This window comes from Arthrobacter sp. GQ119 (genome assembly GCF_059759125.1).
In genome coordinates this window covers 1-1,840 of sequence record NZ_JCAXEA010000054.1, presented here as the reverse complement: position 1 = coordinate 1,840, position 1,840 = coordinate 1, and the positions used below count along the sequence as shown (strand labels likewise).

General features: G+C 62.4%; 3 protein-coding genes. All 3 read right to left on the bottom strand.

The features are described 5' to 3' along the window. Nucleotides 1-275: ATP-binding cassette domain-containing protein (locus tag AC6CH3_RS23285; protein ID WP_498134690.1), on the bottom strand; the 275-nt coding region annotated here is incomplete at its 3' end. Beyond that, nucleotides 272-1,126: a sugar phosphate isomerase/epimerase family protein gene (locus tag AC6CH3_RS23280; RefSeq protein WP_498134689.1), complete on the bottom strand. Its 855-nt coding sequence runs from the start codon at nt 1,124-1,126 to the stop codon at nt 272-274. The genes AC6CH3_RS23285 and AC6CH3_RS23280, both read right to left, overlap by 4 nt. Then, the coding region (locus tag AC6CH3_RS23275; protein ID WP_498134688.1) for a TIM barrel protein at nt 1,119-1,840 on the bottom strand (722 nt) is incomplete at its 5' end. The genes AC6CH3_RS23275 and AC6CH3_RS23280, both read right to left, overlap by 8 nt.

The window sequence follows — 1,840 nt, the reverse complement described above, 5'->3', positions numbered from 1 at the left end:
TGGTAGATGGTGGCGATGCCGGCCGCCTTGGAGGCCACGGTGCTGGAGTGCATGAGGTTGCCGTCGACGTAAACGCCGCCTTCGTCGGGGGTGTAGAACCCGCTGAGTGTCTTGATCAGCGTCGATTTTCCGGCACCGTTCTCGCCGACAACGCAGTGCACCTCTCCGGCATGGAGCTCAAAGTTCATGCCGGAGAGGGCGACGACGCCCGGAAACAGTTTTACGAGATTGCGCGCTTCGACGATGGCCGGAGCGTGTCCGGGCTTCTCGGTCACGGCAGTTCCCTCCTCAGGAACGTGAGTCCGTCGCGGGCCAATGCGTCCATGGACGGCGCTACCGGTCGCCACAGGGACACGGCCTTCGCGATTTCCTCGACGGTGGGCAGGAAAGACTCGACGACGATGGAACCCTGGTAATTGATCGATTTCAGCGCCTCAAAGGTCTCGGACCACGGGACGTGTCCGCTGCCGGGGGTTCCGCGGTCGTTTTCGGATACCTGGAAGTGGAAGACCTTGTCACCGGCCGAGACGATGGCTTCGCCGATGTTTTTCTCTTCGATGTTCATGTGGAACGTGTCCAGCATCAGTCCGACGTTTTCACGGCCGATCAGCTCGCACAGTTCCAGGCCCTGCTCGACGGTGTTGACGAGGTCTGTTTCGAACCGGTTGAGCGGTTCGATGGCCAGGGTGACACCGCGTTCGGCCGCGTAGTCTGCCACTTCACGCAGGCTGTCCGCAGCCCACTGGCGCTGCTGCTGGCGTTCCTTGGGAGGAAGCAGTCGGGCTTTGCCAGTGGCGGAGTACATCGGACCGGCCACGTGGGGGGACCCGACGGCCTGGGCGATGTCCACGCACAGCTTCAGGTAGTCGATGCCCAGTTGCCGCTTCGCGGGGTCCTCATGGGAGACATCCCTGTCCGGTCCGAAAGCGCCGCAGATGGACACTGGCAGCCCGGTGCGTTCCGAGGCTTCCTTCAGGGCTTCGGCACTGACCACGGCGGGGTCTTCAATGCAGACCTCGATCAGGTCGTAGCCCATCTCCTTGGCAACGTCGAACTGATCAACGTCCTGGTCGGTGAAAGGGGAGACCAGGATGAACGTGCTGACGCCGAACTCGTACTTACTCATTGGGCCACAGCTCCTGTTCCAGCTTCTTCATCTCATTGATGGCCTTTTCGGTGTAGGGGTCCAGGAACTCCAGGTGGCCACCGCGGGCCATCATCGCAAAGGGGTTGGAGGCGGCGGGAAGGAGTTCGAATGTCAGGTAACCGTCGAAGTTAATGTCCTTCAGCGTCTGCAGCGTGGGGCGGAAGTCGATGTGTCCCACGCCGGGGGCTGCACGGTTTGAATCGGCCAGGTGGACGTGGTTGACCTTGCTGCCGGCGCTGGCGAAGGCGCCGTGGATGGTGTCTTCTTCGATGTTCATGTGGAAGAGGTCGCCGTGGACACCACCGTTTGTCAGACCGGTCGCGTCGAGGAGCTCGACGGCGCGGTCCAGGCGGTTGAGGAAGTGCGTCTCGTAGCGGTTCCATGGTTCGAGGGTGATGTCGACGCCCACGCTGGCGGCGTATTCGCCGAGCGTGCGGACGTTTTCGACGGCCCAGGCCCATTCCTGTTCGTCACTTGCCAGCGCCTCGGTCTTACCCACCGGGGATGGTCCGACGATGATGGTCGGGGCGCCGACACCGGCGGCGAAGTCGGCGACGGACTTTCCGTAGTCCAGGGCCTTCTGCCGGTTGGCGGCGCTGGGGTTGATCAGGTCCCGTTCCTCACCGAACCAGATGCTGCAGATGGAGCTGACGTCGATGCCTGCGTCCTTGGTGAGCTTGTTGATTTCTTCGA

What these genes read in the sequence shown, in the direction of transcription:
- AC6CH3_RS23280 (WP_498134689.1), bottom strand. Translation starts at nt 1,126, where the DNA reads ATGAGTAAGTACGAGTTCGGCGTCAGCACGTTCATCCTGGTCTCCCCT.